The organism is Mesorhizobium sp. M2A.F.Ca.ET.039.01.1.1 (genome assembly GCF_003998035.1).
GTDB lineage: Bacteria > Pseudomonadota > Alphaproteobacteria > Rhizobiales > Rhizobiaceae > Mesorhizobium.
The window spans coordinates 1-3,789 of the sequence record NZ_RZRY01000611.1 but is presented as its reverse complement, the minus strand read 5'-3'; the positions used below and the strand labels follow the sequence as shown (position 1 = coordinate 3,789).

The window sequence follows — 3,789 nt, the reverse complement described above, 5'->3', positions numbered from 1 at the left end:
ACCTGCCCCATGCCGGCGACATGGGCCATCTCGCTCGCCCGCCGCATCGGGCTCGAATAGCCGTATCGACCGCCATTCACCTCGTCGCGCCAATCGATGTGGGCGTCGATCTGCAGGATCCAGGTGGGTCCACGGTCGGCAAAGCCCGCAAGGAACGGAATGACGACGGAATCGTCACCGCCAAGCATGATCGGCACGGCCGGCAGGGACAGGATCTCGCGTGTCCTTGCCTCGATCCGGGCCCGGTTGCCATCATTGTCATGCATGATGGTCAAGATGTCGCCGGTGTCGGTGCAGCTGCCCGATCCGCCATTGAACAATGGGCCACCGAGATCGAAATCCCAGTGCTCGACCAGCGGGGCATCGCCCTGGCTGGCGGTGCGGATGGCGTTGGCGGCCTCGGCGTAGCCACTGCTGTCCTTCCCACGATAGGTGCTTCCGTGACCAGCTCCGAAGACCACGGCTCGCGGCACGCGGCTGTCAGGGAGGTAATTGGGAAAGCCGAGAAAGGAAGCGGTCATTTTCCGGATGCTTTCATTGTTATACGCCGCGGGTCGGCGGCAGCCAGGGGCCGGGTAGTTGCTTCAGCCCGGAGTTTTGCGACAATTCCCGTCTCGCGCAACACAGTGGGGCTACAGCGATGAAAAGCGTTCTGATGCTGGCGGTTTGTACTTTGCTCCTTGCCACCTTGTCGCTGGCAACGGCCGGGGAGAAATTACGGGCTTCGGACAAGGCAGCGCTTATCGCAACGCGCGATGCGCGGCGGAAGCGTCCGCCGAAACCGTCAACACCGATCGCCAGAGCAGCATCATGGTCAGCTGCGCGCTCGACGCGACGGCCCGGCAGGCGCTGATCCTCGATGACGAGTTGTCGGATCTGCAGTGATAGGGCTGCGAGGAAGGGCGGTCGGGCTGAGATTGCGGCACGGCGCCATCCGAACATAAGTCGCATAAGATAGACTATGCTTTTTCGCTGCGAAACTTCTGCGAACGGGAATAAGACTTCCCGTTGCTTGTTCGATCTGATTTGCGGACTTCCGTCAACTAGTCCAGTCACAACCTTGTGAGTAGTCCACAAGGGATTAAAAATCAGCCGCACCACGGGACAAAGCGTTTTCCCGACCCTTTTCCGCCCGAGGGGCGATTAGACCGAGGCCGCGCCTTGCAATGAGGCCGTTTGTCGTCACGCACCGAGGGTGAAAGCTTAGCTTGAGACGTTGCGGCCTTTTGAAGCGGCTTGGAATTGGCCTCGGAGATTTTGAGCCGGGAAACATTGCGCCTGCCACTTTCGTTTGGCGCTGAGAGCCCAGCCGCGCGGCGGCTGTCGTGCGCTGAGACCAGCGCACGGCGGCGGCTCTCGCCGCGCTCTATTTGGCGACGGATCGCTTGTTCGGCCCGTAGGCGCTTCTGCTCTGGAAGGGCAGGGAGCTGGGCCATGCGACCGCGCAGACTTGCCGACGCCGAGGCGCGGGCAGAGTGACCTATTTGACGCGACGACCTTTCGACAACGGGCCGCCCGTTGATGCGTCGCGAGGTAGACCGTTCGGATACAAACCGGGCAGAACTATTCGCCCGTTCCGAACGGCGTTCCCGGCTTTGCCTAGCTTTTCGTGCCATACCAAATCCCCTGTAGAATTGCGATAGAACCACAGCCGACCCAGCGGCGTATCTGAAAAATACGCGTTAACCTTATCGCTGTAAACCGGCTCAGAGCCGTGTGGGGGGGGAAATTCTGGTTTAGGCACCCGCCCGGCAAACCTTTCTTTGCCAAGGTCAAGAGGCGCTCTAGCGGCTTCGCGATCTAGGTAATACTCGACCAGATCGGACCAAGGCCATTTGTCATGGCCGTGTTTCTCCCGCCAGAGACGCACGAAGCTTCCGACGAAGTGAGCCGCACTAAACGATTGCGTAGGCAATCGGAACGTCTCAGGAAGCCCCGTTTTTTTGTTGATGACATCCGGGAAGCTGTAGCTCAGTTCTTTCGGAGAAAGCCCGGCATCAACATATTTCGCAGCCAGCATTTCAAAGTACTTTGCGCCGAGGGCAGGGCGCTTTGACAGCGCAAATTTGGCCTGCTTTTCTAGCGCGCCTTTATCCTTCTGAACGTATTTCACGCAGTAACGGATGGCTTGTGTGGAGACCTCTTCCCATTGAGAGAAGCCATGACCCCACATTTTATGGTTGATCCGAGTATTCAACTCGACATCGGGCAGCTTGCCCTTTTCATAAAACAGTAACACGTGCCAGTGAGCGCGGCCCTTTTCGGAGCCGTATTCGCCAACGGCGAGATATCGAACGGAAGCCTTGCGGCGTACTTCGACCAACCAGCGTTGCACGTGTTCATAAGTCAGGAACTGCGCGGCAGGGTGATCACCGCCACCATAGGTGAGGGTGACGAACCGACTTGCCATGGCAGTTCGACTTTCGGCAATGCAGCGACCAACCCAATCTTGGGATTTCTGCTTGAGGCATTGCCAACATTTACGACACCCCAATTCGGTGCCGTCGTCCAGGCGGATCGGAGAGCCGCACATTACCGACCACCCGATTTGGGGTGTTGAGTAACTGCATTAGACGACAAGGGTGCAGGGGCGGGCGCGCGCGAATAGGAATATTCGCGCGGCCCGTCAAGCCCCACCAAGGGAGGCCGGTCTCCTACAGCCCTATATGATAAGAGCGGAGACCGGCCTCTTGATCGCGTTACATGTAACGGATACAAGGGCAGGGGCGTTACAACCAACGCCGGGGTTAACAGGGGGTTAAACATGGAACTTACACCCGTGACAGCGACGAACACCGACACGCTGTTTTGCAAGCAATGTCAGCAGGTTAAGCCAAGGCCGAGAGGGTGGCGGAGCATGAAATGCGAGCCCTGCTATAGGACGGCAAGAGCCGCCTCCAACCGGGAGCGTCAGCGCCGGTTCAGAGCAAGGCAAGCAGAGGCGAACAAGGTACACGTGTTCGGCTACGTGTACCGCCACCAGATGGCCGGTTTGAATGAGTTGATTTCGGCCCTCGAGCGGGACCCGGACCTACAGGCCGGGCCCGCCAAGAGCGAACGCACAGGACGCTTACGCGGCGTTCGGAACTAAGAAACGCCAGCCGCGCACTTGCCAGTGCGCCGGATCATAGAATTCCCAGTCGCCGCCCCAGTCGATTTTCATCCGACCACGGGCGGCAACACTTTTTCCGATATGGCCCAACAGGGTCCATTGCTGGCGCGTCAGGTCCCATCCGAGCCTGGAGTGGACGAGATCGAACGCCATGCCGTACTGGTGCGGCGATTTCCCGCCGACCGCCTTAGTCGTTCCGAGCGCCCGTAATTCGTCCTGGCGGTCTTTGGACCGCACGAACTCAGCAACGAACATCGGGACGCCAAGCGCCCGTAGCTGGCGCTGGAAGGCATCGTAGAAGCCAAGCAACTGCATGTTCACGCCTTCACGATCGGCGCGCATCTGCTGCGCGGCGTAGCGCTCCCCCATGAGATAGGAGCGATCGCGGATGCTGTTGAGAGCTTCCCGGTAGCCACCCGAAACCATCGCGGTTTCCGGGATAGGCAGATCATCCGGGTAGGCGAGGGCGAGCAGATCGCCGGGAGGCTGTTGCCCCCGCTGGACATACAAGTCCACGGCAGACTTAGCGGCCCGGGCGCGCGCGCCCGAGCCTTTGCCGTCGTCAAAGACAGCATCATCCATCAAGGTTTTTCACCTTTGGCGACTGCATCCGGTTTCCCCGATCCGGCGACATCGGCGGGGTGTTCCACTGATCCTCGCCGGGATGGCCCCCCCGC

Annotated in this window: 4 protein-coding genes; 1 reads left to right on the top strand and 3 read right to left on the bottom strand. The window is 59.8% G+C overall.

Annotation, left to right across the window (positions count from 1 at the left end; all coding sequences use genetic code 11):
- Positions 1 to 521, bottom strand: a 521-nt coding sequence (locus EOA24_RS30385) for an arginase family protein (RefSeq protein ID WP_189354363.1), incomplete at its 3' end; no start/stop codon positions are given.
- A gap of 58 nt (positions 522 to 579) precedes the next feature.
- Between EOA24_RS30385 and EOA24_RS30380 the strand changes: the two genes are divergently transcribed.
- Positions 580 to 885 carry a hypothetical protein gene (locus EOA24_RS30380; protein ID WP_126082746.1) on the top strand — a complete coding sequence of 102 codons (306 nt, stop codon included), beginning with the start codon at positions 580 to 582 and terminating at the stop codon, positions 883 to 885.
- 595 nt (positions 886 to 1,480) lie between these two features.
- Here EOA24_RS30380 and EOA24_RS30375 read toward each other — a convergent pair.
- Together EOA24_RS30375 and EOA24_RS30370 are read right to left on the bottom strand one after the other, a co-directional pair.
- On the bottom strand, positions 1,481 to 2,410 hold the full coding sequence (locus EOA24_RS30375; RefSeq protein WP_127410403.1) for a hypothetical protein: 930 nt from the start codon (positions 2,408 to 2,410) through the stop codon (positions 1,481 to 1,483).
- Between the two features lie 660 nt (positions 2,411 to 3,070).
- On the bottom strand, positions 3,071 to 3,694 hold the full coding sequence (locus EOA24_RS30370) for a M15 family metallopeptidase (RefSeq protein ID WP_127410402.1): 624 nt from the start codon (positions 3,692 to 3,694) through the stop codon (positions 3,071 to 3,073).
- Between the last annotated feature and the right edge of the window lie 95 nt (positions 3,695 to 3,789).

What these genes read in the sequence shown, in the direction of transcription:
- EOA24_RS30375 (WP_127410403.1), bottom strand. Translation starts at nt 2,410, where the DNA reads ATGGCAAGTCGGTTCGTCACCCTCACCTATGGTGGCGGTGATCACCCT.
- EOA24_RS30370 (WP_127410402.1), bottom strand. Translation starts at nt 3,694, where the DNA reads ATGGATGATGCTGTCTTTGACGACGGCAAAGGCTCGGGCGCGCGCGCC.